Source organism: Cryobacterium sp. TMT2-15-1, assembly GCF_004402345.1.
In the GTDB taxonomy this organism is placed as follows: Bacteria; Actinomycetota; Actinomycetes; order Actinomycetales; family Microbacteriaceae; genus Cryobacterium; species Cryobacterium sandaracinum.
In genome coordinates this window covers 150,325-175,346 of the sequence record NZ_SOGD01000029.1, presented here as the reverse complement: position 1 = coordinate 175,346, position 25,022 = coordinate 150,325, and the positions used below count along the sequence as shown (strand labels likewise).

23 protein-coding genes are annotated in these 25,022 nt (G+C 69.0%); 4 read left to right on the top strand and 19 right to left on the bottom strand.

Going from position 1 to position 25,022, the window contains the following annotated elements; translation table 11 throughout:
- Positions 1-367: 367 nt before the first annotated feature.
- The 7 genes from E3O62_RS07255 to sucC form a co-directional block, all read right to left on the bottom strand.
- On the bottom strand, positions 368-1,453 hold the full coding sequence (locus E3O62_RS07255) for a Glu/Leu/Phe/Val dehydrogenase family protein (RefSeq protein WP_134398007.1): 1,086 nt from the start codon (positions 1,451-1,453) through the stop codon (positions 368-370).
- A gap of 119 nt (positions 1,454-1,572) precedes the next feature.
- The gene (locus tag E3O62_RS07250; RefSeq protein ID WP_241973360.1) at positions 1,573-2,769 is read right to left on the bottom strand and encodes a mechanosensitive ion channel family protein; all 1,197 of its coding nucleotides are present in this window, start codon (positions 2,767-2,769) and stop codon (positions 1,573-1,575) included.
- A 94-nt stretch (positions 2,770-2,863) separates the two neighbouring features.
- Complete coding sequence (gene purH, locus E3O62_RS07245; protein WP_134398006.1) at positions 2,864-4,540, bottom strand: bifunctional phosphoribosylaminoimidazolecarboxamide formyltransferase/IMP cyclohydrolase; 1,677 nt, start codon at positions 4,538-4,540, stop codon at positions 2,864-2,866.
- Complete coding sequence (gene purN, locus E3O62_RS07240; RefSeq protein ID WP_134398005.1) at positions 4,537-5,130, bottom strand: phosphoribosylglycinamide formyltransferase; 594 nt, start codon at positions 5,128-5,130, stop codon at positions 4,537-4,539. The genes purH and purN overlap by 4 nt, the downstream gene beginning before the upstream one ends.
- A 9-nt stretch (positions 5,131-5,139) precedes the next feature.
- Positions 5,140-6,621, bottom strand: coding sequence for a DUF6350 family protein (locus E3O62_RS07235; protein WP_134398004.1), 1,482 nt, complete (start codon positions 6,619-6,621; stop codon positions 5,140-5,142).
- A gap of 258 nt (positions 6,622-6,879) precedes the next feature.
- Entirely contained in the window at positions 6,880-7,767 is an 888-nt protein-coding gene (sucD, locus tag E3O62_RS07230; protein ID WP_134398003.1) for a succinate--CoA ligase subunit alpha, read from the bottom strand.
- Positions 7,768-7,780: 13 nt separating this feature from the next.
- Complete coding sequence (gene sucC, locus E3O62_RS07225; protein WP_134398002.1) at positions 7,781-8,950, bottom strand: ADP-forming succinate--CoA ligase subunit beta; 1,170 nt, start codon at positions 8,948-8,950, stop codon at positions 7,781-7,783.
- 234 nt (positions 8,951-9,184) lie between these two features.
- Here sucC and E3O62_RS07220 point away from each other — a divergent pair, with 234 nt between their 5' ends.
- Both E3O62_RS07220 and E3O62_RS07215 read left to right on the top strand, forming a co-directional pair.
- Positions 9,185-9,895 carry a VIT family protein gene (locus tag E3O62_RS07220; protein WP_134395089.1) on the top strand — a complete coding sequence of 237 codons (711 nt, stop codon included), beginning with the start codon at positions 9,185-9,187 and terminating at the stop codon, positions 9,893-9,895.
- A 44-nt stretch (positions 9,896-9,939) separates the two neighbouring features.
- Positions 9,940-10,332, top strand: coding sequence for a DUF3054 domain-containing protein (locus E3O62_RS07215; protein WP_134395090.1), 393 nt, complete (start codon positions 9,940-9,942; stop codon positions 10,330-10,332).
- Positions 10,333-10,521: 189 nt separating this feature from the next.
- Here E3O62_RS07215 and E3O62_RS07210 read toward each other — a convergent pair whose 3' ends face one another.
- The 6 genes from E3O62_RS07210 to E3O62_RS07185 all read right to left on the bottom strand — a co-directional run bounded on the left by E3O62_RS07210 (position 10,522) and on the right by E3O62_RS07185 (position 16,121).
- Complete coding sequence (locus tag E3O62_RS07210; protein ID WP_134395091.1) at positions 10,522-10,755, bottom strand: hypothetical protein; 234 nt, start codon at positions 10,753-10,755, stop codon at positions 10,522-10,524.
- A gap of 131 nt (positions 10,756-10,886) precedes the next feature.
- Positions 10,887-11,201 (bottom strand): hypothetical protein, encoded by a 315-nt coding sequence (locus E3O62_RS07205; protein ID WP_134398001.1) that lies wholly within the window; start codon positions 11,199-11,201, stop codon positions 10,887-10,889.
- Positions 11,147-11,404 carry a hypothetical protein gene (locus tag E3O62_RS07200; RefSeq protein WP_134398000.1) on the bottom strand — a complete coding sequence of 86 codons (258 nt, stop codon included), beginning with the start codon at positions 11,402-11,404 and terminating at the stop codon, positions 11,147-11,149. Before E3O62_RS07200 ends, E3O62_RS07205 begins: the two co-directional genes overlap by 55 nt.
- Before the next feature lie 66 nt (positions 11,405-11,470).
- Positions 11,471-12,589 (bottom strand): FUSC family protein, encoded by a 1,119-nt coding sequence (locus tag E3O62_RS07195; RefSeq protein WP_241973359.1) that lies wholly within the window; start codon positions 12,587-12,589, stop codon positions 11,471-11,473.
- The gene (locus E3O62_RS07190; RefSeq protein ID WP_134397999.1) at positions 12,589-15,045 is read right to left on the bottom strand and encodes an ATP-dependent helicase; all 2,457 of its coding nucleotides are present in this window, start codon (positions 15,043-15,045) and stop codon (positions 12,589-12,591) included. Before E3O62_RS07190 ends, E3O62_RS07195 begins: the two co-directional genes overlap by 1 nt.
- A gap of 59 nt (positions 15,046-15,104) precedes the next feature.
- Positions 15,105-16,121 (bottom strand): glycerophosphodiester phosphodiesterase family protein, encoded by a 1,017-nt coding sequence (locus E3O62_RS07185; RefSeq protein ID WP_134397998.1) that lies wholly within the window; start codon positions 16,119-16,121, stop codon positions 15,105-15,107.
- 38 nt (positions 16,122-16,159) lie between these two features.
- On the opposite strand from E3O62_RS07185, the gene E3O62_RS07180 reads away from it, so the two are divergent.
- Together E3O62_RS07180 and E3O62_RS07175 are read left to right on the top strand one after the other, a co-directional pair.
- A complete protein-coding gene (locus E3O62_RS07180; protein WP_134397997.1) occupies positions 16,160-16,708 on the top strand; it encodes a hypothetical protein in 549 nt (182 codons plus the stop codon).
- Between the two features lie 66 nt (positions 16,709-16,774).
- Positions 16,775-17,581, top strand: coding sequence for a Bax inhibitor-1/YccA family protein (locus tag E3O62_RS07175; RefSeq protein ID WP_134395096.1), 807 nt, complete (start codon positions 16,775-16,777; stop codon positions 17,579-17,581).
- Between the two features lie 177 nt (positions 17,582-17,758).
- On the opposite strand, the gene guaA is transcribed toward E3O62_RS07175, so the two are convergent.
- The 6 genes from guaA to E3O62_RS07145 form a co-directional block, all read right to left on the bottom strand.
- Entirely contained in the window at positions 17,759-19,351 is a 1,593-nt protein-coding gene (gene guaA / locus E3O62_RS07170) for a glutamine-hydrolyzing GMP synthase (protein WP_241973358.1), read from the bottom strand.
- The gene (locus E3O62_RS07165; RefSeq protein WP_134397996.1) at positions 19,348-19,812 is read right to left on the bottom strand and encodes a DUF3817 domain-containing protein; all 465 of its coding nucleotides are present in this window, start codon (positions 19,810-19,812) and stop codon (positions 19,348-19,350) included. The genes guaA and E3O62_RS07165 overlap by 4 nt, the downstream gene beginning before the upstream one ends.
- A gap of 9 nt (positions 19,813-19,821) precedes the next feature.
- Positions 19,822-20,604, bottom strand: a complete 783-nt coding sequence (locus tag E3O62_RS07160; protein WP_134397995.1) for an SURF1 family protein — start codon at positions 20,602-20,604, stop codon at positions 19,822-19,824.
- Positions 20,601-22,109, bottom strand: coding sequence for a cation:proton antiporter (locus E3O62_RS07155; RefSeq protein WP_134395099.1), 1,509 nt, complete (start codon positions 22,107-22,109; stop codon positions 20,601-20,603). The genes E3O62_RS07160 and E3O62_RS07155 overlap by 4 nt, the downstream gene beginning before the upstream one ends.
- Before the next feature lie 3 nt (positions 22,110-22,112).
- Positions 22,113-22,640 (bottom strand): cation:proton antiporter regulatory subunit, encoded by a 528-nt coding sequence (locus E3O62_RS07150; RefSeq protein WP_104100916.1) that lies wholly within the window; start codon positions 22,638-22,640, stop codon positions 22,113-22,115.
- Between the two features lie 597 nt (positions 22,641-23,237).
- Positions 23,238-24,968, bottom strand: a complete 1,731-nt coding sequence (locus tag E3O62_RS07145; protein WP_134397994.1) for a glycerol-3-phosphate dehydrogenase/oxidase — start codon at positions 24,966-24,968, stop codon at positions 23,238-23,240.
- Between the last annotated feature and the right edge of the window lie 54 nt (positions 24,969-25,022).

Below are 25,022 nucleotides of genomic sequence, written 5' to 3'. Positions count from 1 at the left end.
AAGCGGCGCGCGGGAACGAGGTGGCTGCGCCAAAGCGCGCGCCGTCGTTCGCAGACGTTGCGATCGTGTACGGTGCTGTCTTGGTCATGTCGGCCTCCTGAGCGCGTGGTATCTAAGCTGTGCCCCCCTGATCAGGCAGCCTTTCAGACTACGGTTCCGGGGCCTCGGGCGCAAGCGCCGAATCTGGGGATTCAGCGCACCCGGACGCCCAGGCAGGTGACGCAGCCCTCGAGCTTCTCGACGTCGGAGATGGGTGGCCCGGATTCGGCGCGCCGGTCATGCGCCGCTCCGCGCGTGGCGTGCCGTGCGCGGAGCGGCGCAGCACGCGCGCAACGCGAGCAAAGCGACCGGGGAGCTGCCCGGGCGGCTACCGCGGGCGGGCGGAGTCCAGCCGCGCGGCAGCGAGGCGCTCGGCGGCGGCGAGCGTTGTGATGCCTTGCTCGCGGGCATCCGTGAAGATCTGCGCGACGACATCGCCGATCGCGGCGACCCGCTCGGCCACGACGGCCCGGTCGGCGTTCGGCTCCGAGGCCAGGGCCAGATAGATGACGCCGCCGGCGTTCACGACGAAGTCGGGTGCCCAGAGGATGCCCCGCGCGTCCAGCTGAGCGGCACCCTCCGGCTGGGCGAGCTGATTGTTGGCGGCCCCGACGACCCCGAGCACGTTCAGTTCACCGATCACCCGGGCGGTGAGCACCCCGCCGAGCCCGCAGGGCACGAACAGGTCGGCCGGCACATGGTGCACCTCGTCGACGGGGACCCAGGTCGCGCCGAGGTCGGCGGCGAACTGCTGCTTGCCGAGGTTGACGTCGCTGACCGTGAGGCGAGCCCCGGCGGCGGCGAGCTCGCCGGCAAGGCGGCCGCCGACCTGGCCGAGGCCGGAGATGACGATGTGCCGGCCGGACACCTCGCGGCTGCCGAACAGGGCGTCCAGAGTGGCGAGCACGCTGGCGTAGACGCCGGCCGCGGTCGCGTCGGCCGGTTCGCCCACGCCGCCGCTGGCGGCCGGGAGACCGCAGACGTGGTCGGTGCGTTCCTTCACGATGGCCATCGACTCGGCGTTCGTGCCGACGTCCTCGGCCGTCATGTACGCGCCGTCCAGACTCTCGATGGCGTCGCCGAGGTCGAGCATGACGTCACGCCGCTCCGCCTCGCTCAACTCGGTGCCGAGCGGCACGTGGATCACGGACTTGCCGCCGCCCAGGTTCAGCCCGGCGGCCGCGTTCTTCAGCGTCATGGCCGCGGACAGGCGCAGCGCGTCGGCGACGGCATCCGTCCAGTTCTCGTACTGCCACAGGCGGGCGCCGCCGAGGGCCTGGCCGAGCCGAGTGGAGTGCACGGCCACGGTGATCACGAGGCCCGAACGGATGCCGGTGGTGATCAACACGCGCTCGTGCGTGAATGGGAGGCCGATCAGGGCGTCCAGCGAGGTGGTGGGGTGAGTGAGCGTCATGGGGTGGTTCTCCTCGCTGGTCGGCCTTGTGGGCTGGCTGTGCCGCCGCGATCGTGACGCGTCGACTGCATCAGAATAGCCGCGCGACTCCCCGACTGCGCGTTGTGGCCGGCGGCGCGTCAACGCTTCTCGGCCGGACCCTCCTGCACGGGGATGGTCGCGGTGAACTCGGCTGCCCGCGCCTTGGCGTTCTCGTCGCCGGAGAACAGCCCGACGGGCGCGGTGACGGGGTGGGCCGGCTGCGCGGCGCGCGCGGGAACCTCCGCACGCGGGGGCTCCCGCCGCAGTTCCATCCGTCCCACCGGCAGTGCCTCGGGGTTGTGCGTGTTGAGCCAGTCGATCAGGTTCTCGCGCACGAGGCAGCGGAGGTCGAACAGGGTGGGAGCGTCGGCGGCGGAGACCAGCACGCGCACACGCACGAAGCCGCCCACGGCATCCGTCACCTGGAGCACGACCACGCGGCCGTCCCAGAGCTCGGTCTGCGCGACGATGCGGTCGAGTTCCACGCGCATGCCGGCTGGGTCGACACGCCAGTCGAGGTCGAACTCGACCGCGCCGAGCAACTCGCTGTTGTGCCGGGTCCAGTTCTGGAACGGGTTGGTGGTGAAGTAGGTCGACGGCAGCACCATGCGGCGGTCGTCCCAGATGTGCACGACCACGTAGGTGAGGGTGATCTCCTCGATCTTGCCCCACTCGGTCTCGACGATCACCACGTCGTCGACCCGCAGGGCGTTGTTGAATGCCAGCTGGATGCCGGCGAACACGTTCGCGAGAGTGGATTGTGCGGCCAGGCCGGCCACGACGCTGAGCAGACCGGCTGAGGCGAACAGGCTCGCGCCCAGGGTGGCGGCGCCGGGGATGCTGAGCAGCACGGCCCCGATCGCGCAGATGACGATCACGACGACGCCGATGCGCCGCAGCATCCGCAGCTGGGTACGCACCCTTCTCGCGACGCGGTTGTCGCGCACGTCGATGCGGTAGCGGGCGGCCGCCACCTCCTCGAAGAAGTAGAGCAGCGCGCAGACCAGCCAGGTGGACGCGGCGATGAAGAGGGCCCGGAAGAAGAAGTCGACCAGTCGTTCGATCTCCTCGGAGGTCTGCAGGAACAGCGTGTGAACGGTCCAGATCGCGCCCACCAGCAGCGTCAACCGGAACGACACCCTGACCAGGCCGACCAGCGTGCGCGCCCAGGCTTCCTTGCGGCCCACCACCCGGAAGACCAGGGCGAGGATCGCTGTGAGCGCCACCGCGGCCACGACCGCGACCGCCAGGGCGACGAGGTAGTCGGTCTGGATGAATCCCTCGAGGTCTGGCACGGCGTTCCTTCCTGCCGGGGCGGGTCCGGCGAAGCCACGGTTCCTTCAATCGTGCCAGATTCCGTGGCCGCACCGGGGCTGCCCCGATGACCGCCTAGTGGAAGAAGTGGCGCTCCCCGGTGAAGTACATGCTGACGCCGGCATCCGCGGCCGCCTGGATGACCTCGGCGTCACGCACGGAGCCGCCGGGCTGCACAACGGCGGTGACGCCCGCGTCGAGCAACACCTGCAGGCCGTCCGCGAACGGGAAGAACGCGTCCGAGGCCGCGACCGAGCCGGCCGCCCGGTCGCCAGCGCGCAGCACCGCGAGGTGGCAGGAGTCGACCCGGTTGACCTGGCCCATTCCGACGCCGACGGATGCCCCGCCGCGCGCCAGCAGGATGGCGTTCGACTTCACGGAGCGGCAGGCCTTCCACGCAAACTCGAGGTCCGCCCGGGTGGCCGCGTCGACCTCGTCGCCGGCCGCGAGGGCCCAGGTCGACGAGTCGAGGTTGTCGAACGTGTCGGACTCCTGTACGAGCAGGCCGCCGGAGATCTGACGCAGTTCGAGCGAGGATCGGTGGTAGTCAACCGGAAGCTCGAGCAGGCGGATGTTCTTCTTGGCGCTGAGCAGCTCGAACGCGGCCGGCTCGAAACCCGGGGCGACGAGCACCTCGGTGAAGATCTGACTGACGGTCTCGGCCATGCCGAGGGTGACCGTGCGGTTGGCCGCGATGACGCCGCCGAACGCGGAGATCGGGTCGCAGTCGTGCGCGCGGTGGTGCGCGGAGGCGATCGCGTCGGGCGCCTTGGGGTTGGCGACGGCGATGCCGCAGGGGTTGGCGTGCTTGATGATGGCGACGGCCGGTGCGACGAAGTCGTAGGCGGCGCGCACGGCGGCATCCGCGTCGACGTAATTGTTGTACGACATCTCCTTGCCGTGGCGCTGCACGGCCTGCGCGATGCCCTGGCCGCCCTCGCCGAGGTAGAGGGCCGCGGCCTGGTGCGAGTTCTCGCCGTAGCGGAGCACCGCACTGCGGGTGGCCTCGATGACGAGGTTCTCGGGGAACGGCATCTCCTCGGAGAGGGCGTCGCCGATCACGGCGTCAAACTCCTCGAGGATCTCCTCGTCGAGGGCCGCGGCGTCGTCCTGCCACTGGTCGTAGACATTCTCCGTGAACCAGGCGGAGACGCTCAGGTCGTAGCCGGCGGTGTGCTCGAAGGCGAGCGAGGCCAGCTTCTGGCGCAGCGTCAGTGGGGTGCCGCCGGCCTCGACGGCTGCGACGATCTCGTCATAGTTGTCGGGGTCCACCACGATGGCGACGTTGGCGTGGTTCTTGGCCGCAGCGCGCACGAGGGCCGGGCCGCCGATGTCGATCTGCTCGATCACGTCGGCCGGGACCGCACCCGACAGGGCGGTCTCGACAAACGGGTACAGGTTCACGACGACGAGCTGGAATGCGGCGATGCCGAGGTCGGCGAGCTGCGCCTCGTGCGCCTCGAGGCGCAGGTCGGCGAGGATACCGGCGTGCACTCCCGGGTGCAGGGTCTTGACCCGGCCGTCGAGGGATTCGGGGAAGCCGGTGACGGCGGAGACATCCGTCACGTTGTGGCCGGCGGCGCGGATGAAGGCGGCCGTCGAACCGGTCGATACGATTTCGACGCCGGTCGCCGCGAGAGCTGCGGCCAGTTCGACCAGACCCGTCTTGTCGCTCACCGAGATGAGGGCGCGCTGTACGGGCACGACGTCGCGGTGGCGGTACAGGCTCGGGGCGTTAGTGGGACCGCTCATATGTGGGGATGCTCCTTGAGATCGACGTGTCCGTTGGCGATATCGAGCACGGCCTGCACCAGCAGGCGACGCTCGACGATTTTGATGCGGTCGTGCAGGGATGCCTGGGTGTCACCGTGCAGCACCGGCACCCGTTCCTGCGCGATGATCACTCCGTCGTCGACGCCGGTGTCGACCACGATCAGACTGGCGCCGCTTTCGGCGACCCCGGCGGCGAGCGCGTCACGCACCCCGTGCGCCCCGGGGAATTCGGGCAGGTAGGCCGGATGCGTGTTGAGCAGGTTCGGGGACAGCGCCGCCACCACCCGGGGCGGCAGCAGGCGCATGAAGCCGCTGAGCACGATGAGGTCGGCGTCCCACTGCTGGATCTGCGCGAGGAGCTCGTCGCCCCAGGCCTCCCGGGACGGATGCGACGTGTACGGCACCGTGAACGTGGAGATGCCGTATTCCTCGCCGAGCACGAGCCCGTCGGCGTCCCGGTCGGAGCCGATGGCCACCACGCGGGCCGGGTATTCGGCGTCGCGGCAGGCCTCGAGCAGGGAGCGAAGGTTGGATCCCCCGCCGGAGATCAGTACGACCAAGTTCAGCACGGGAGAAGCCTACCGGCGAGGGAGCGCGTCGCGCAGCCGGCCGAGGAGACGACCGACCCCGGTAGCCCCACTGCGCGCGGCACGTGACGCGGTTCCCGGCTTGGTTCCCGGCTTCGTTCCCGGCAATCCGCCCTTCGCACCGCGTCCGGAGCCGTTCGCGCCGACCGGGGGCGCGGGAGTCAGGAGACCGAGGCAGGCCGCGATGCCGACCTCGAGCGCGACCAACGCCCCGACCAGCAGCGGGTTCGGGCCGACCTCGACAAGACGGCCCGGGCCGAGAGCTCCGCCCGACCACCAGGCCAGCAGCCCGAGCAGCACACCGGCGACGAACCCGGTGCCGAGGCCCGTGAGGAGCCGTTCCGTGGCGGAAGGAGGGACATCCGCGGTCGCCCGCTGCCTCAGGATGACGGCGGCGAGGAAACCGACCAGCAGCGGCACGAGCAGGCCGACGAACCCGAACGCCAGGCTGCCCTGCGGCAGCACGCCGAGGATGGGCAGGCCCGGTACGGCGCCGAGCGAGGTGCCGACCGGGGACACGCTGGTGCCCACGCCTACCGCGATGCCCGGTCCGGCAAACCAGGCCGCGGCCCAGATGACCAGGTTCGGGATCAGCGCCAGCTGCAGGAGTGTGAGCGCGATGCCGCCCAGGACGCCGGCCTGCACGGTCTCGTAGAGTCCGATGATGGTGGCGTAGCTGGTTAGGATCAGCACGAAAACGGTGATCCCGGAGACGAAGAGAATACCGGCGGCCGCGGCCGTTCCGCTCCGCAGCGCCGCGGCGGCGCCCGCGCGCACCGCTACCGGGAGCAGGCCGGCTGCGGCACCCGTGCTGCTGGTGTAGCTGCTGGTGTTGGTGCTGGGGCCATTGAGGCCGTGGACGGTCTTGCCGGCGCTGTCGGCACTGCTGCCGGCTGCGCCGCGGCCCGCGCCCCGGACGACTCCCGGGAGGCGGCCGGGCAGCCCGGGGATGCTGCCGATCAGGTGGCCCAGCTGACCCTGGGCGGCGCCGATCAGAACGCCGGCGGCGAAGATGAGCGGGGGCAGAACCAGACCCTGTACCGTCTGGGGGCGCACGGCATCCGTGCCGGCCGACAGCACGAGCAGAGCGGTCAACAGCGCGTAGCCGGCGATGGCGCCCGTCACCCCGACCCAGCGGTAGGGGGTTTCCGCCGCCCGGCGGCCGGTGCGCAAGCCGAAGAGCACCGCCATCAGCGCGAAGCCCAGCAGTGCGATCGTGATCGGGAACGCGGCGTCCGAGCCGGGCAGGTTCAGGGCGGCGACGAGGGTCGGGTCGAGTTGGACGACCAGGTCGACGCCGTTGCCGACGAGCCAGACGTCGACCGCGGCACGCCAGAACACGAGCCAGTTGACGGCCATGTCGAACTGCGTGGCCCACAGAACCGTGAGCGGAACGAGCGCGATGCCGACCCCGATGGCTACGACAATGAGCGCGTCGAACGCGGCGAGCAGGGCGGTCGTTAAGCGTTTCATCCGATCGGAGCCTACCGTTTCCGCCGCCCCGGCTCCCCTGCCCCCGCCGCGGGCTGACGATTTCGACGGAGATTTTGCTCGATCCAGGTTGAAGCGGATGTTTCCGAGCCGGTTGTGACCAAAATCGCCGTCGAATTCGTTCGGGCTCCGGGCACGGCAGAGGCACGGCAGGCAGGCCCGCCGGCCGCGGACGACGACAAGACGGGGCCCGCCTGGTGAGGCGGGCCCCGTCGTTCGGTGCCGGTGCAACGATGCCGGTTACAGCGCCGCGAGAACCTCACGCAGCAGGGTGGCGGTCTCGCTCGGCGTCTTGCCGACCTTGACCCCGGCGGCCTCGAGGGCCTCCTTCTTGCCCTGGGCGGTTCCGGCCCCGTTGGAGACGATGGCGCCGGCGTGGCCCATGGTCTTGCCCTCGGGGGCGGTGAAGCCGGCTACGTAGCCGACGACGGGCTTGGTGACGTGGGCCTTGATGTACTCGGCCGCCTTCTCCTCGGCGTCACCGCCGATCTCACCGATCATGACGATGGCGAGCGTCTCGGGGTCAGCCTCGAACGCCTCGAGCGCGTCAATGTGCGTTGTGCCGATGATGGGATCGCCGCCGATGCCGATGGCGGTGGAGAAGCCGAGGTCGCGCAGTTCGTACATCATCTGGTAGGTCAGGGTGCCCGACTTGGAGACGAGGCCGACCGGGCCCTTGCCGGTGATGTTCGCCGGCGTGATGCCCACGAGCGCCTCACCGGGGGTGATGATGCCGGGGCAGTTCGGACCGATGATGCGGGTCTTGTTGCCCTTGGCGTTGTTGTAGGCCCAGAACTCGGCCGAGTCCTGCACGGGTACACCCTCGGTGATGATGACGAGCAGCGGGATGCCGGCGTCGATGGCCTCGATGACGGCGTCCTTGGTGAAGGACGGCGGCACGAACGCGATGGAGACATCCGCGCCCGTCTTTTCGATGGCCTCGGCAACCGTGCCGAACACGGGCAGCTCGACGCTGCCGTGCACGACGGTGGTGCCGGCCTTGCGAGCATTCACGCCGCCGACGACCTGGGTGCCGGCCCGCAGCATGAGGGCGGTGTGCTTGGTGCCCTCACCGCCGGTGATGCCCTGCACGATGACCTTGGAGTCCTTGTTGAGGAAGATTGACATGTTCGAAAATCCCTTACTTCGCGGCGTGGGCGAGTTCGGCGGCCTTGGCGGCACCCTCGTCCATGGTGGCGGCCAGTGTGACGAGCGGGTGGTTGGCCTCGGTGAGGATGCGACGGCCTTCCTCGACGTTGTTGCCGTCGAGGCGCACAACGAGCGGCTTGTTGGCGGCACTGCCCAGTTCGGCGAGCGCGCCCACGATGCCCTTGGCCACCGCGTCACAGGCGGTGATGCCGCCGAAGACGTTGACGAACACGGCCTTGACCTGCGGGTCACCGAGGATGACGTCGAGGCCGGCGGCCATGACCTCGGCGGATGCTCCGCCCCCGATATCGAGGAAGTTGGCAGGCTTGACGCCGCCGTGGTTTTCGCCGGCGTAGGCGACGACGTCCAGGGTGCTCATCACGAGTCCGGCGCCGTTGCCGATGATGCCCACTTCGCCGTCGAGCTTGACGTAGTTGAGGTCGTTCTCCTTGGCCTTCGCCTCGAGTGGGTCGGCAGCGGCCGTGTCTTCGAGGAGGGCGTGTCTCGGGTGGCGGAAGCCGGCGTTTTCGTCGATCGTGACCTTGCCGTCGAGGGCGATGACGTCGCCCTCTTCGGTCAGCACAAGCGGGTTGACCTCGACCAGGGTCGCGTCCTCACCCGTGAATACGTTGTAGAGCTGCACGAAGACGGGTGCGACCTTGTCGACGAGGTCGGCCGGGAACTTCGCGTCGACCGCGATCTGACGGGCCGTGTCCAGGTCGATCCCGGCAATCGGGTCGATGGCCGTGTAGGCGAGCGCTTCGGGCTTCTCGACAGCGAGAACCTCGATCTCCACGCCACCCTCGTAGCTCGCGAGCGAGAGGTAGGAGCGGTTGGTGCGGTCCAGCAGCACGGAGAAGTAGAACTCCTGCGCAATGCGGGCTCCGCCGGCCACCATGACCCGGTTGACGGTGTGGCCCTTGATGTCGAGTCCGAGGATGGCCCGCCCGGCGGCTTCAGCGTCGTCGGGGGTCTTCGCCACCTTCACGCCGCCGGCTTTGCCGCGGCCGCCGACCTTGACCTGGGCCTTGACGACAACAACGCCGCCCAACTTCTCGGCCGCGGCACGCACCTCCTCCGGAGTGTCCGCGATGATGCCCGGCAGAACCGGGACTCCATACTGTTCAAACAGGTCTCGTGCCTGATATTCGTAAAGATCCACGCTGCTCTTCCAATCCGCGTCGTAGCGTTCCTGCAAGGTCTTGAGGGGCAAGGGCACGGATGACCGCGCCGCAGATAGCTCGACATCAAGACATACGTACCATTTGAAACTCTATCGGTCCCCGCGGACATCGCGAACACGCCGTGCGCCGCACGTCGGTCGCCGTGAAGTTGCCGCCGTGAGGCAAGCCAGTCCTTGCTGGCGCGGCACGCATCCGCCTGCTTGGATTCAGTCATGACTGAACCCGAACACGGCGTCGATCCCCACTCCGCCGACCATGCCTCGCGCCTGAACTGGCTGCGGGCCGGCGTGCTCGGAGCCAACGACGGCATCGTGTCGGTGGCGGCCCTGGTGGTCGGCGTCGCGGCGGCGACCACGGATGCCTCGGCGATCCTGATCGCGGGCGTCGCCGCCCTGCTCGCCGGCGCGATCTCGATGGCCCTGGGCGAGTACGTCTCGGTGAGCAGCCAGCGCGACACCGAGCGCGCTTTGATCGCCAAGGAGACCTGGGAACTCGAGAACATGCCCGAGCAGGAGCTCGCCGAACTGGCCGACCTTTACCAGGCCAAGGGGCTCACCCCACGTACGGCGAAGCAGGTGGCACTCGAGCTGACCGCACACGACGCCCTCGCCGCGCACCTCGAAGTGGAACTCCACATCGGCGCCGACGAGCTGTCGAACCCGTGGCACGCCGCCTACGCCTCCGCCATCGCGTTCACGGTCGGCGCGATCCTGCCGCTGCTGGCGGTGCTGCTGCCGCCGCCCGAGTGGCGCCTGCCGGCCACCTTTTTCGCCGTCGCGATCGCCCTGGTCATCACCGGCTGGCTGAGCTCCTACCTCGGCGGCAGTCCGAAAGCCCGCGCGATCTCCCGTGTGCTCGTCGGCGGCCTGCTCGCGCTCGGAGTCACCTGGGCGATCGGCTCCCTGCTCGGCACCGCGGTCTGATCGGCACCGCGGTCTGACCCTCCGGGCCCCCGTAGGCTGCAGACATGGCAATCCAGCAGAACAGTCGGTCCGGTCTCCTCCTTGCGGCGGGGCTCGACGCCGCCCTGGTGCTGGTCTTCGTGCTGATCGGCCGGGCCAGCCACCAAGAGGAGATCCTCGGCACCCTGATCACCGGGCTGCCCTTCCTTGGCGGTCTCCTCGTGGGCTGGCTCATCATGCGCGCCTGGCGCAGCCCGCAGAAGATCGTCTGGACGGGTACCGGAATTTGGCTCTTCGCCGTCGGCGTCGGGATGCTGCTGCGCACCGTGAGCGGGCAGGGTACGGAGTTCAGCTTCGTCGTCGTGGCGACCGTCGTGCTCGGGGTGTTCCTGCTCGGCTGGCGCGGGCTCGCGGTGTTCCTCCGCCACCGGCAGGCTCGCACCCGCGCCGTCGCGTAGCCGCGCCGACGCACGTACGCTCGCCGAACGGTGAGCAGAGCTCCTCTCCCCACGGCCCACAGGGTGAGAATCTCCGTCGAATTGATTCGCCGCGGGCACGGCGCCCCTCTGGGGGTGATCGGCGCCCACGCGGTGCGGTCGGCTCTGATCTTCCGAGAGCGACAGAACCAATCCGTTCGTCGTGGCCGGCTACTCCCGGGGTCCGGGCTCGCCGGGCTCCTCGGTTTCCCGGTCGTCGTCCTCATCGTCAAGTCCAACCGGGCGCTGGTCGGCGTCGATCATCCACTCCGCATCGCCGTCCTCGGCGAGCGGCGCATCCTCGTCGAGGGTCAGTTCGATGTCATCGATCTCGCGGTCTTCGTCGAGTCCGTCGCTCGCCGCGTCCGCTCGCCGCGGCGAGAGTCCGTCCGGGTTGCTCGCCATGATGACACCTCCAGCTCGATGGGAGCCGCCCCGTTTGGGCATCCCCGCGGCGGCAACGCTACGCTCCCGAGCCGCAAGCGACAAGGAAGGGCGTCATGGCAGGGCGACAGGCCCCGCGCCCGCGAGCCCGGTCAGGCCGACGCCGCCCGCAGGCCCGGCGTGGCCAGCAGCGAACCGTCGCGCAGCACCGCCAGCACATCCGCGGTCACGATGTCCCGGGCGAAGACGGTGACCTGGCGATAGGCCAGCGCGTAGCCCACGATCACAAGCCCGGCGTGCGCGAGGATCAGGGAGAGCGCCGGCTTGCCGAACGACTGGTGCAGGGCCATGGCACTGTCGTGGCCGAAGGCCCGGTCGATGGCGGGCAACCGTGCGGCCAGCAGCATCATGATCAGGAGCAGGTCTGTGCCGACCAGTCCGGCCAGCACGCCGAAGGAGGTGAGCACGTCTGCGGGGTGGCGAAGTGGGAAGCGCCGCCATCGGCCAGGAACAGGGCGATGACGAGGGCGACGGAGACGGAGACGGAGACGGTACAGAGAACCTGCAGGGTGTCGGCCAGCCGCATCCGGTGCCGGTATTCGGGGCGCACGCGCGGCGCGGGAGCAGTGCGCCGCCGCGGCGGCGGGGTGGTGCGGGTGGCGATGCTCATGCGAAGAGCCTCGCGAGCGTACCCATCGACGGGGTATCGAAATGATGGGAGCGACCTGTGCAATTCCTATGCGTTCAGGGGTGGACGCTGCCCACCGAGCCGACGCGAACGCTGCCGGGCGAGGCCGCGCGCCACGAGCACGATCAGCACCGCGACCACGCCGCCGAGCGCGGTTTCCACCACCCGGTCGACCAGCAGCGTCGGCACGGCGACCGGGTCGGCCAGGTGAGCCACGGTCAGGGCCAGCGGGGTGACGAACAGCAGGGCGGCGCCGTAGTGCCTGCCGATCAGGATTTCCGCGCCGAACTGGCCGATCGCGATCACCGCGATCAACGCCCAGACGGATGGCCCGGGCAGCACGAGGGCGGTCACCGCCACCCCGAGCGCGGTACCGATGATGCGGTGCACCGCCCGGGAGATGGAGTGCGCGGCGCGGGGCGGCGGGAGCACGGCGACCACGCTCACCACTGCCCAGTAGGGGTGCCCGATGCCCACGAAGAGGGCGAGCCCTCCGGCCAGCAGTACGCCGACCAGGTTCTGCAGGATGGTGAGCCACACCTGGACGTCGCGGAACGCGGCCGGTCGCAGCAGCGGCGTGCGCGGCAGTTCCTTGAACAGGTCGCCGGAGCGGTCGCCGGCCAGGCGCCGAAACGCCCAGCCGGACATGGTGAGCAGCCAGGCCAGTGCGGCGCTCGCCACTGCCACCAGCAGGCGCGGCAGCATCTCGTCGACCGGCGCGGGCACCTGCGCACAGACCAGGTAGGCGAAGACGAAGAAGATCGGCGTGCCGGGGAACAAGCCATACGTCGATGCCAGCAGCATCCCCGCCGTGATCACGAGCAGAAGCCCGAGCACCAGGGCCGGCAGGGTTGCCTCGGCCACGCTCATCACGAGCCCGGCAGCGACGCTGACCAGCAGAAAGACCGCGGCGACGCTGACCGTGCGCGCGCGAATCCGGTACGGCTCGCTCCGGCCGTAGAGCGACGTCATCGCCCCGAACGACGCGTAGGCGGCCCAGTCGATCCGGCCCAGCAGAACGAGCACGACGAGTGGCACGACCACGGCGATGCTGGCCCGGGATGCCACCTCGAGGTCGAGGGCGCGCACCGATTTCACGCGTTCGAGCAGGGTCTCCGGTCTGCCCGGTTCCGGCGCGCCGGGGCCCGCGGCACGCGGCTCCGCCACTAGAGCTTCTCGATCGGCGCGATCTTGATCAGAAGCTTCTTTGCGCCCGCCGTGTCGAACTGGACGTGCGCGATGCGCTTGGTGCCGTCACCGGTGACCTGGTTGACGCGGCCGTCGCCGAAATCGACGTGACGGATGCGGTCGCCCTGCATCAGGGTGAGGTCACCGTTGTCGCGCACCTGGCTCGGCACCCGGCTGGCCCATTCGGTCTTCTTCTTCGGCGCGGGCGGCAGCGCCTGCGGGTCACCGCGCCCCGCGAACCCGCCGCCGAAGCCGTCGCGTCTCGCGTTCAGCGCCCGAGGCTGGGTGCCGCCGCGGGAGTTCGCCATGCCCGGGGACTGCTTCCAGTCGATCAGGTCGACGGGGATCTCCTGCAGGTAGCGGCTGGGCATGGCCACGTTGATGTCACCGAACTGGGCCCGGGTCATCGCCAGGGAGAGGTAGAGCCTCTGGCGGGCGCGGGTGATGCCCACGTAGAACAGGCGCCGCTCCTCGGCGGGCCCGCCGGGCTCGTTGGCCGACATCTGGTGGGGCAGCAGGCCCTCCTCCACGCCGGTCAGGAACACGGCCTCGTATTCGAGTCCCTTCGCCGTGTGGAGGGTCATCAGGGACACCGTTCCGGAGGCGTCGTCGAGGTCGTCGGCGGCGGCGACCAGGGACACCTGGGTGAGGAAGTCGACCAGCCCCGAGTCGGGGTTCTCCTTGTTGAAGTCCTTGGTTTGGGCGACGAGTTCCTCGATGTTCTCGGCGCGCGCCTCGTCTTGCGGGTCGCGGCTGCCTCGCAGCAGGCTGAGCAGTCCGCTGCCGTCGAGCAGGAAGGTGAGCAGCTCGGACACGTTCGCCGTGCCGGCCGGGTTCTCCGGGTCGAGCTTCAGTGCCGCCTCGTCGAGCAGGGTTGCCAGCTTCAGGATGGCCCCGGTCACCTTGGGGCCGAGGCCCAGCGATGCGCAGTCGCGCATCGACTGCCGGAAGCTGATCTGGTTCGCCTCCGCGAAGCTCGCCAGCGCCGTCTCGGTGGCCGGGCCGATCCCGCGCTTGGGGGTGTTCAGGATGCGACGCAGCGCCAGTTCGTCGTTCGGGTTCGCGACGGCGATCAGGTACGCCAGCGCATCCTTGATCTCAGCCCGCTCGTAGAACTTGGTGCCGCCGACGACCCGGTAGGGCACCGCGGAGCGCACCAGGATTTCTTCAAGCGCACGGGTCTGCGCGTTGGTGCGGTAGAACACGGCCATGTCGCGGTAGGCCATGCCGGCGCGGTGCAGCACCTCGATCTCGTCGGAGACGAACTGGGCCTCGTCGTGACCGGAATAGGCCGTGTAGCCGACGATCTTCTCGCCGTCGCCGCCCGCACTCCACAGTTTCTTGTCTGTGCGGTCGAAGTTGTGGCCGATCACCGCGTTGGCGGCCGAGAGGATGTTCTGGGTCGAGCGGTAGTTCTGCTCGAGCAGGATCACCCTGGTGCCCGGGAAGTCGCGCTCGAACTCGCTGATGTTGCGGGTGTCCGCGCCGCGGAAGGCGTAGATCGACTGGTCAGAGTCGCCGACCACGGTGAGCGAGGCTCCCGGGATGCCGCCGGAGGCGTCGCGCAGGTTGCGCACGTGCACACCGGTCGCCTCCATCTCCTCGGCCAGATCGGGCTCGACGGGACGGGTCAGCTCGCGCACGAGCGAGTACTGCGCGTGGTTGGTGTCCTGGTATTCGTCGACCAGGATGTGGCGGAACCGTCGCCGATAAAGGGCCGCGACCTTCGGGAACGCGCGGAACAGGTAGACCGTCTCGCCGATCAGGTCGTCGAAGTCGAGGGCGTTGGCCGCGCGCAGCCGATGGGTGTACTGCCGGAAGATCTCGACGAACATGACCTCCTGCGGGTCGCTCATGTTCGCGTTGCGGGCGTAGGAGTCGGCGTCCGCGAGCTCGTTCTTGAGCTTGGAGATCTTCGCAGACGCATTGCCGGGCGTGAAGCCGAGCGTGTCGGCGTCGAGTGCCTTGATGATGCGCTTGAGCGTCACCTTGGTGTCGGCCGAGTCATAGATGCTGAACGTGGCGGAGAGGCCCGCGCTTTCCGCTTCGCGGCGCAGGATGCGCACGCAGGAGGAATGGAAGGTGCTGATCCACATGCCGTCGGCCCCCTGGCCGAGGATCGCCCGCACCCGCTCGCGCATCTCCGCCGCGGCCTTGTTGGTGAAGGTGATGGCGAGGATCTGGCTCGGCCAGGCCTCGCGGCTCTCCAGCAGGCTGGCGATGCGGCGGGTGAGCACGCTGGTCTTCCCGGAGCCGGCGCCCGCGATGATCAGCAGCGCCGGTCCGCGGTACAGCACGGCCTCGCGTTGCTGGGGGTTGAGCCCTTCGAGCAGCGGACTCTCTCGGTCGCGCGGAGCCGCTCCGTCCAGGATGATGGGCACCGCGGAGGGAACCTGGCGGGCGGGCGGGTGATCCGGGTCGAAGTGGGTCGTCATATCGCTCCCAATTCTACGTGCTGCGTCTGACACCGCCCCGGTGCGGCGCAGCGCCTCGGTCAGTCCTCCGCGGCCAGCTCGTCCCGAATGAGCACCGCCAGGTCGGGGTGATCGGCGAAGACCCCGTCGATCCCGGTGCCGAGGATGGTGCGGAACTCGGCCTGCCAGTTTCCGAAGTCGGCCCGAAGCCGCCCACGGCGGAACGTCTTCGCAAGGTACCGGTTCTCCGGGCGCAGCGTCCAGCAGTAGATCTCCAGGTCCGCGGCGTGCGCGGCGTCGACCAGGTCGGAGGCGCCGGAGACGTGACCGTCGGCATCCGTGGCGAGGATGAGCGATTTGGGCACGCTGATCCCGTCGACCGTGCCGCTCATTCCGTAGAGCCCGGTGTCGGAGAGGTAGTCGGCGTAGTGGGGCGCTTTCGGCCCGAGCAGCGCGACCTCGTCGAAGGGTTTGCCGCGCGCCTCGAGCAGGAAGACACGCTTGCCGTAGATGCCGCGCGCGTAGACCTTGTCGAGGAGGCTGCGCTCGAAGCTCTCGATGGTGAGGCGGCCGTCGCCGGCGTTCCAACCGGCGTCGTTGACCTCGGCGGCGAACAGCTCGTCGAGCGGAAGCCCGATCGACTCGAAGTAGGTGGCGTGCTTGAGCTCGGCGACGACGCCGATGGGCCGGCGCGCCCGTCCGGAGACCCGGTCCATCAGCTTGAACACGTCCCGCAGGCGCAGCAGGGGGAACCGGCCGTCGAAGGTGGCGCTTGCCTTCCGCACCTCGGGCAGGCGCTCCCGCGCGCGCAGGGTGCGCAGCTCGGCCCAGGTGAAGTCCTCGGTGAACCAGCCGGTGAGCCGGATGCCGTCGATCACCTTGGTCGCCCGGCGGCCGGCGAACTCGGGGTGCGCTGCGACATCTGTCGTCGCCCCGATCTCGTTCTCGTGGCGCACCACCAGGACGCCGTCGCGGGTGGCGACGATGTCAGGCTCGACCGCGTCCGCGCCGAGAGCGACGGCCAGTTCGTAGGCGGAACGGGTGTGCTCTGGCCGGTAACCGCTCGCCCCGCGGTGACCGATCACAATCGGCTGCATTTGCCAACCCTACGCGTGCAACTGCCAGAATCGAGGCGATGACACCCTGGACCGTTCCACCGACCCGCCTGCACCGGTGGGGCAGCTACCGCGCCCGATACCTGACCGGACTGACGCTGGTCGTGCTCGGGGTGCTCGCCACGAACTTCACCAGCACCTACAGCCTGTTCTTCCTGGCCATCGGCCCGCCCCTGCACGTGCTGGGCTGGCTGATTCTGCCTGGGGCCCTGTGGCGGCGGCTCACGGTTCTGGTTCCGGCCCTGCTGTGCAGCATCCTGCTGCTGGGCGGCGCCCACTTCAATGGTGTCTTCGCCGTGTTTCTGGCCTGCTGGTTGCTCGTGCGGCACCGCCCGTGGCTGAGCTATCTCGCTCTGATCCCGTCGATCACGATGAGTTTCCTGCTCAAGGACGCGCTGAACAATTACGACCAGAACTGGGTGGGCTATCTGGTCGGTTTCATCACCACGGCGGCCGCCTCCTGGCTCGCCTGGTGGCTGGCCGGCTGGTCGGCGGGGCGCCGCCCCCGGTCACCGCGAACCACGGGCGTCAAATTGGGCGGATCCCCAGCAGATCTGCATAGAATCTAGGAACTGGTCAGCACCTACCGGTGTTGGCTCCGCTACCTACCCACTTGATTGTGAGCTACGGCAACCATGGCATCTTCCAACCCCGCGTTCTCCCGAAACGCCGCATTCGGCGCTCCAGGCGCCACTGCCGGCGGCAAGGTGCTCTCCGACAGCGACCTGCAGAGCATGTTCAACGCTCCCTCGGCCGGCTCGCAGGAAACCGACCGGATGAGCTACGACGACACCATCCGCAAGACGGTGCTCAGCTTCGCCCTGCTGCTGGTGACCGCCGCCATCGGTTGGCTCGTCACCCCGGTGACGATGCTGCCGCTGATCGTCGGTGCGATCGCGGGTCTGGTCCTCGGACTGGTCAACGCGTTCAAAAAGGAGCCGTCGCCGCCCCTGATCCTCGCGTACGCCGCGGCCCAGGGCCTCTTCGTCGGTGGCATCTCGATCGTCTTCGAGCAGATCTACCCGGGTGTCGTCACCCAGGCCGTGCTCGCCACGCTCGTCGTCGTCGGTGTCACGCTGGCCCTCTTCGCCAGCGGCAAGATCCGCGCCTCCAAGAAGGCCACCAAGGTCTTCATGATCGCCATGATCGGCTACGGCGTGTTCTCGCTGATCAACTTCGGCATGATGGTCTTCGGCGCCACCGACAACGCGTTCGGTCTCCGCAGCGCCGAGATCTTCGGCATCCCGATCGGCCTCCTGATCGGCGTTCTCGCCGTGATCATGGCCGCGTACTCGCTGGTGCTCGACTTCGACTTCATCCAGCGCGGCGTCAACAACCGCATCCCCCGCAAGTACGGCTGGACCGGCGCCTTCGGCATCATGCTCACCGTCGTCTGGCTCTACGTCGAGATGCTCCGCATCTTCGCCATCGCCCGCGAGTAGCACACCACCCCGCACGCAGAAGGGCCGCCCCATCGGGGCGGCCCTTTCGTCGTCCTCCCCCCACAGTTGCTTCTCCCTCAGCGACCGCGAAGCGGGGAGCGGGCGTGTCGCGGGGTGCCGGGTTATGGGCGGCGGAGCGACACGCCCACTCCCCGCGTCACAACCGGGAGCATTCCCCTACTCCCATTCGATGGTCCCCGGCGGCTTGGACGTGACGTCGAGCACGACGCGGTTCACCCCGTCGACCTCGTTCGTGATCCGGTTCGAGATCCGCGCCAGCAGGTCGTACGGCAGGCGGGTCCAGTCGGCCGTCATGGCGTCTTCCGACGACACCGGGCGCAACACGATCGGGTGACCGTAGGTGCGGCCGTCTCCCTGCACGCCCACGGACCGCACGTCGGCGAGCAGCACCACCGGGCACTGCCAGATCTCACGGTCGAGGCCCGCGGCGCTCAGCTCGGCGCGCACGATCGCATCCGCGTGGCGAAGCAGGTCGAGCCGGTCCTGGGTGATCGAGCCCACGATGCGGATGCCGAGGCCGGGCCCGGGGAACGGCTGGCGCTGCACGATCTCGGCCGGCAGTCCCAGCTCGGCGCCGATCGCGCGCACTTCATCTTTGAACAGGGTGCGCAACGGTTCGATCAATTCGAACTGCAGGTCTTCCGGCAGGCCCCCGACGTTGTGGTGGCTCTTGATGTTGGCGGTGCCGCTGCCGCCGCCGGACTCGACGACGTCCGGGTACAGGGTGCCCTGCACGAGGAAGCGGATCGGGTCTTCATTCGTTGCCGCCGCTTCCCTGATCAATTCGGCCTGAGCCTGCTCGAAGGTTCGGATGAACTCACGACCGATGATCTTGCGCTTGGTCTCCGGGTCGCTGACGCCCTCCAACGCGGTCAGGAACTGCTCACGCACATCGACGGTGACCAGACGCACGCCGGTGGCCTTGACGAAGTCTTCCTCGACCTGACGGCGCTCGTCCTGGCGGAGCAGGCCGTGGTCGACGAACACGCAGACGAGCTGGTCGCCGATGGCCTTGTGCACGAGCGCAGCGGCCACGGCGGAATCGACTCCGCCGGAGAGCCCGCAGATGACCTTGCCGGTGCCGACCTGGGCCTGGATGCGGGCCACCTGTTCGGCGATGACGTTGCCGCTGTTCCAGTCGGCGGGGATGCCGGCGGCGCGGTGCAGGAAGTTCTCGAGCACCTTCTGGCCGAATTCGGAGTGCTTGACCTCGGGGTGCCACTGCACGCCGTAGAGCCGGCGCGTATCGTTCGCGAAGGCGGCGACCGGGGTGGAGCTCGTGGACGCGAGCACCGAGAAGCCGGCGGGGGCCTTCGACACGGAGTCACCGTGGCTCATCCACGCCGTCTGCTCGGCCGGCTGCCCGGCCAGCAGTGCGTTGCCGCTGTCGGTGACTCTGACCGGGGTCGCGCCGTACTCGCTCAGGCCAGTGCGGGCCACCTCGCCGCCAAGGGTCGTGGCCATCACCTGAAAGCCGTAGCAGATGCCCAGGATCGGGATACCCAGGTCGAAGATGGCCGGGTCGAAGGTGGGGGCGCCCTCGGCGTAGACGCTGGACGGCCCGCCGCTGAGCACGATGCCGAGCGGGTTCTTCTCCGCGACCTCGGCCGCGGTGATCGAGTGGGCCACGATCTCGGAGTAGACGGATGCCTCGCGCACCCGGCGCGCGATCAGCTGCGCGTACTGGGCCCCGAAGTCGACCACTAGAACGGGGCGGGCGCCGGTCGAGGCGCTCACAGCGGCGCTCACGAGCGGGCCTCGGCCCCAGCGGCAGCGGCAGCGGCAGCGGCAGCGGCAGACGAGTCGGCGTGCGTCGCCAGGAAGGCGTTGACCTCGCGCGCGACGCGAACCTCGAGGAAGAAGGACAGGGTAGGAATGATGCCTCCGAGTGCGATCAGCAGAAACTTGGGGAATGACCAACGCATCAGGCTCCAGAGCTGGAAGTCACTGAACAGGTAGAGCACGTACAGCCAGCCGTGCACGATCAGGATGCCGGTGCTCAGGTTGAATGCGGTCACCGAGTCCCGGGCGACGAGGGCAATGATCCCGTTCGGGCCGCCGACTTCGATTTCAAGCTGCAGCACGAACTTCAGGAAGACCTCGACGCAGAGCAGCAGCAGGAAGACACCGGTGATGACCGAGGAGACCTTGTAGAGCCGGAGCGCAGCGGGGATTTTGGGGATGTCGGCAGGCTTGGGGTCAAGTGGCATAGGCCAATTCTAGACGGCCTCCGCCGCGCCGATAGCGGCCTGCTCCTGCTGACGCTCCCAGTCGTCCCGAACCAGGCGGTACCAGAGGAACACCGCGAACCCGGCGAAGACTGCCCATTCGAGGGCGTAGAAGATGTTCAGCCAGTTGACCGATGCGTCGTTGCCGGGCACGGGCGAGTCGATCACGGTGAGGTTCGCGGCAGCATCCGTGTCGACGATGTAGCCGGCGTAGACGGACTGGTCGGTGAAGTCCGCCCACCGGTTGATCAGCGCGGCAGTGGAGACCGTGGTCTGGGTGCGCGGGTCGCTGTCCTCGTCCGGCACGACGGGAGCCTCGGAGGGAACGAAGCGGCCGGTCACGGTCTGCTGCTGCGCGGCCTGCGCCGAGAGCGCCTCGATCGCCGACCTGGCCTCCTCCTCGGTGGCGGCCCAGCCGCGAGCCACGGCGATGGTGGAGACGGGCACGGATGCCGTTTCCACCGTCGACAAGCGGCTCACCACCCAGAAACCGCTGTCGCCCCCGTTGAGGCGTTCGCTGATCAGCGCGTCGTCCCCCGGCACGAATGAGCCGTCCACGGTGACCAGCTGGCCGGTCGCAGACTCGCGCGGCGGCCCGTCCGGCGACACCGCCTCGTGGAGCGGCTGCACGGTCTCGGTGCTGCGCTCCACGACTTCGCCGGACGCGATGGCGCGTTCGAGCTGCCACCGGCCGAGCAGGGCGAAGGCCGCGGCGATCGCGAGCGCCAGCAGCAGCGCGATCAGCCAGCGCGGCCGGAGCATGGTTGTGATCATGAGTAGTCCCCTGACGCGGTGTCACGCACCGGCTTGTCGACCGGGCCGGTTTCGGCCGGGCGCCGGCCGGAGATGAAGTCGAGCATGGAGTCCCGAGCCTCGGACGCCGGTCCGTCGGCCGCGGCGGCGTCTGCCTCCGCGTCGGCGGTCGCGTCGGCAGGCGCCATGGCCGGCACTGCGCCGGGTGCCGCGGCGGCCGGGCGCTGGCGGTGTTCGGCGAGGAGACGGTCGGCGGCGCGTTGGGCATCCGTGCCGGTATCTGCGGCGGTGGCCGCCTCGACCAGGGCGATTTCCTCCGCCAGCATCACGTCGTGGGCGCGTTTCCCGGCCGGGACGGCCTTCCGGCGTCGCCGCAGGGCCGCGCCGATCTTCTCGGAGTTCGCCGCGAAGAGCGGCCCCAGGATCGCCATCGTGAGCACGTAGAGGCCAGCGAAGGGCTGCAGCCGCTGGTCGAGACCCGCGGTCACCGACAGGGTTGCCAGGATCAGCGTGAACTCGCCGCGGTTGACGAAGATGGCCGCGGTGTTGAGTCCCTCCCGCGGGCCCATGCCGTGCAGTTTCGCCATCAGCATTCCGGAGATCAGGCTGAGCACGAAGGTCATGCCGACGGCCGCGAACACGATGGTGATCACCGACCCGAATTCGGCCACGTTCAGCGCGAGGCCGAAGTTGAGGAAGAAGAAGGCCCCGAACACGTCGCGCAGGGGCACGGCGACGCGCTCGATCCGGCCGCGGTACGTGCTCGCGCCGAGCACCACCCCAATCAGGAAGGCCCCGATCGCATCCGTCACGCCGATGATCTCACCGATCCCGGCGAAGAGCACGGCGAGCCCGAAGAAGAGGATGGTGAACAGTTCGTCGTCCTTGGTGCGCATCAGCCGGGAGACGACTTTGGCGCCCCAGCGGGCCACCGAGAACATCACGACGAGAAAGAGGAAGGCGATGCTCAGTTGCAGCACGATCGGCCAGACCTCGGTCTTGCCGCTGAGCACGACGGAGACGATCGCCAGGTAGACCGCGATGAAGATGTCGCCGACGACGGTCACGCCGAGGATCATCGGAGTTTCCTTGTTGGCAAGCCGGCGCAGTTCGATCAGGAGCTTGGTGATGATGGCGCTCGAGGAGGTGCCGGTCATTCCGGCGATCACGAGGGCCTCCCGGCTGCCCCAGCCGACCATCAGGCCGAACGCGAAGCCGACTCCCATGTTGATCAGAACGTAGGAGCCGCCGGAAATCAGGAGTTTTCCGGCGTCGCCGAAGAATGCCTCCTGGTCGAATTCGAGGCCAAGGCTGAACAGGAGCAGGATCAGCCCGAAAATGGCGATCAGTTCGATGTCCGCCGACTGGAAGTCCAGCGGGAACCAGCCGGTGTTCGGGCTGGCCAGGAGCCCGACGATCATGTAGATGGGGATGGACGGCAGCCCGATCAGCTTTCCGGCACGACCGAGGAGATAGGCAACGACGAGCAGGATGCCAAGAGTGATGAGGTCTTCGCCGAGGTGCATGAACTAGCCCCCGGGCGGCGCGTCGACGGACTTGGCCTTAACCTCGCCGGTGCGGAAGAAGGCGAAGGCCTTCGCGACCTTCTCGGGCGAGCCGGCGACGACGAGCGTGTCGCCGGGGAAGACACGGAAGTCGTGGGCGGGCGCCGGGTTCGCGGACTCCCCGCGGACGACGGCCACGACCGTCAGACCGGCTATGCCGCGGTCGGCGGGGTTGCCGAGCGCCTGGCCGGCGATGTGGTCTTCGTAGTCGACGGTGAACCAGTCGATGCTGAGGCCGGGAATCTGGTCGAGCGCGGTGAGCGACTCGGTGATCTGGGTGCCGCCGAGGAGCTCGGCGAGTGTGTGCGCTTCGTCTTCGTTCAGCCGCAGGGACACCTTGGCGGCGTCGGGGCCGCCCTCATCGTCCGCGAAGGTGATGAGGTCGCTGTGCCCCGAGCGGTGGGCGATGACGCCCACTTTGCCGCCGTCATCCGTGATGAAGGTGTGCAGCACTCCCACCCCGGGAAGTTTGACCCGCCGAACGTCAACCATGGTGCAACTCCTGAGGTTTATGGGCAGTCAGCCCAGTCTACCGGAGCGAGTTTGCGTGCCTCCCGCCCGCAGTCGCGCCGCCAACCCCGCGGCCCCGCGCCCCGCGACCCCCGCCGCGCCGCCGCGCCGCCGACTGCTCTCACCAATTCGACGGAGATTCTGCTCCCGAAGGTGCTGTCGGACGCTTTCTGCTCCGCACGGGCCACAATCTCCGTCGAATTGCTCCGGGCTGGGGCTGAGTGTCTGGCGGATGCCCGAACCGCACAGGCGCTGCGGCACATCCGCTCGGTGTTGCGGCTAACGCAGGAGATCCGTCCGGCCGGACCCGGGCACCCGCACGAGTTCCGCTCTGGTCCGTGTCGGGCGGGCAGCCCAGGTGACGGATGTCCTGAGTTGGCCACACGCGTGCGCTCGGCCGGCCTAACCAATTCGACAGAGATTTGGCTCTGAACGGCGCTGTCGGGTCACCCCAGCATTTTTCAGGCCCCACAGGGCAGAATCGCCATCGAATTCGTTCACGCACCGGCGGGGTGCGGGCGGACAAGCGGAGGCAGGGAGTGGACGCCGGGCGAGGGTGGCGGCAGGAGAGGCTCGCTCCTATTTCGTAGCGGCGATGTCCGGAGCCTCGAGCCGCACGCGGTCGGCGGACTCGTCGTCGGGCTGCTGCTGTGACGCGCGTTCCGCCGCCACCCGCTTGAGGTAGGTGCCCACTTCGCGCGTCTCCCGGGCCTCGTCCCAGCCGAGCACCCCGGCCATCAGCCGCGCGACAACGGGCGCCGCCGAGACGCCGCGGTCCCAGGCCTCGATCGAGATGCGAGTGCGGCGAGCCAGCACGTCCTCGAGGTGCAGGGCGCCCATATGCGTGGCCGCGTACACGACCTCCGCCTCGATGTAGTCGTCGGCCCCCGGCAACGGGTCCGCGAGTGACGGGGTCTTGCGGATCAGGTCGAGAAGCTCGTCGGTCAGGGTGCCGTAGCGGTTCAGCAGGTGCTCGACGCGGACGGTGTGCAGGCCGAACGCCCGCGCGATCCGGCCGCGCTTATTCCAGGCCGCCTGGTAACCCTCGGCGCCGAGCAGTGGGATGTCCGCCGTGGTGGAGGCCGGGACCCGTTCGTCGAAGGCGTCGACGGCCGCATCGATCGCATCCTTCGCCATCACCCGGTACGTGGTCCACTTTCCGCCCGCGATCACCACCAGGCCGGGCACGGAGTGTCCGACGAGGTGTTCGCGGGACAGCTTCGAGGTGCTCTCCGACTCCCCGGCCAGGAGCGGCCGCAGGCCCGCGTAGACCCCCTCGACGTCCTCCCGGGTCAGCGGCACCCGGAGCACGGCGTTCACATGTTCGAGCAGGTAGTCGATGTCGGCGGCGGTGGCGGCCGGGTGCGCCTTGTCCAGGTGCCAGTCCGTGTCGGTCGTGCCGATCAGCCAGTGCCGTCCCCAGGGGATCACGAACAGGACGCTCTTCTCGGTGCGCAGCAGCAGCCCCATGGCCGACTGGAACCGGTCCCGGGGCACGACCAGGTGGATGCCCTTCGACGCGCGCACCTTGAACGTACCGCGTTCGCCGACCATGCGCTGCGTGTCGTCGGTCCAGACCCCGGTGGCGTTCACGACCTGCCGGGCCCGCACCTCGAACCGTTCATCGGTCTGCAGGTCGTGGGCGTGCACGCCGACCACCCGCTCACCCACCTTGATGAATCCCTCGACCCGCACCCGGCTGGCCGCGTGCGCCCCGTAGAACGACGCGGTGCGCACGAGCGAGGCCACGTAGAGCGCGTCGTCGACCTGCCCGTCGTAGTAGGTGATGCCGCCGACGATCGTGTCGGTGTTCAGGCTGGGCAGCAGCCCCTTCACCTGCCGCTTGGACAGGTGGCGGTGGTGCGGCACACCGGGGGCGCGCCCGCCGGTATACGAGAACAGGTCGTAGAGGAGCATGCCGGCACCCACGTAGAAGCGCTCGGTGACGCGCTTCCTGAGCGGGTACAGGAACCGCACCGGCTTTACCAGGTGCGGGGCGATGCGCTGCAGGAGCAGGCCACGCTCCGTCAGAGCCTCGCGCACCAGCCGGAAGTCGGCCTGTTCCAGGTAGCGGATACCGCCGTGCACCAGCTTGGACGACCGGCTCGACGTTCCCGACGCCCAGTCCCTGGCCTCGAGGATGCCCACGCTCAGGCCGCGGGTGACCGCGTCCAGGGCGGCTCCGGTGCCGACGATGCCGCCGCCGACCACGAGGATATCGAGCTCCTTGCCCTTCAGTCGTTCGAGGGCCGCAGCTCGTTCCTCCGGACCCAGTTTCGTGGATCGCGACGCCGAATTACCTGATGCCATGTGCTCACTCCCATTCCGGATGGTGTGGTGCTTACCTGACGCTAATTCATACCG